Below are 1,212 nucleotides of genomic sequence, written 5' to 3'. Positions count from 1 at the left end.
GTGGTGGTAGCCGCGGATTTCGTCCTTGCGTCGAACGCTGTTCTTTTCGGATTTCCGGACATTCTCCTGCTGCTGGTCGATGGCGCCGATCAGTTGCATGTCCCTGCCCGCCTTGGCCTGAACGTCGCCGCCACCCTGCACGGTCGAACCGTAGACCCGGATGTCCTGACCGGAGGAGACGGTGAGGTCACCGCCGGCGGATACGCCGGCGGCTTTGTGGAGCACGCTGTCCGACGTCGCGTCCCCCTTCTTGTCGGAGCCAAAGCCGTGGGCTTTCTCGCGATAGTGGAGTTCGGAGTGGCGGGTGTCGGCAACGGCGAGGACATCGACATCGCCCTGGGCCTGCAACCGGGCATCCTTCGAGGCGGCGACCTGGGCGCCTTCCATCACGATGTCACGGCCCGCGCCCAGGGACAGGTCACCGCCGGAATGGACGGTGCTGGTGAGGTGTTCAGAGCGCTGGAGCGACTGGTTGTTATGACGCTGGCCGACATGGAAGCCGGTAACCTGCTCCTGGCTTTCCAGGCGGATATCGCCGCCGGCGGCGATGGCCAGGTCGTCACCGGCCTGGAGCACTCCGGCCCGGTCGGTGACGTCGCCAGCGGCGCTCATGGCAAGGGTCTTGTCCGCAACGATCGAGGCATCCCGCCCCTTCCGGCTGACGGCGTAGCTGTCCAGGCTGCCGGCATTGTCGACGAGTGTCTCGTTATGGATGTTGCCACCGGCGGTCAACTGGATATCGCCAGCCTTGATTTCGCCGCTCTGGTTGACGATGTCTTGCGCGACATCAACGTTGACCCGCTGCCCCGCCTGCAAGCGACCTTCCCGGTTGGTCAGGCCACCCTGATTACTGGAAATCGTCAGTGCATCCAGGGCATCAATGACACCGACGTTGACCACATCGGAGTCGCCGGTAATGGAGACATTGCGGCCGGCGACCAGGGCGCCGTTGTCGTAGGCCAGGTCCCGGTCGGCGGACAGGTAGACGACCGGCACCAGCACCTCCTGGCCCGCAACCTTGCGGGTTTCCATCCAGATCATGCTGCGGGTCAGGCGATTGACCTGGTCCTTGGTCAGGGCGACACCGGGCGTCAGGTCCAGGTCGTCCTGGGCGATGACGGCGTTATCCATCAGTTGCTGAAACATCGCCATACCGCCCTGGCCATCGAGGAAACGGCTACCGGTGCGGGCCTGGAGGCTCTGCTCGACCAG

1 protein-coding gene is annotated in these 1,212 nt (G+C 64.6%); it reads right to left on the bottom strand.

Annotated features, from left to right (window positions below; translation table 11 throughout):
- The coding region (locus EZI54_RS23740) for a hemagglutinin repeat-containing protein (RefSeq protein ID WP_207389342.1) at positions 1–1,212 on the bottom strand (1,212 nt) is incomplete at both ends.

Source organism: Marinobacter halodurans, from assembly GCF_004327985.1.
Taxonomy (GTDB): Bacteria; Pseudomonadota; Gammaproteobacteria; order Pseudomonadales; family Oleiphilaceae; genus Marinobacter_A; species Marinobacter_A halodurans.
The sequence above is the reverse complement of the archived record's forward strand: the minus strand, read 5'-3'. Positions and strand labels throughout refer to the sequence as shown.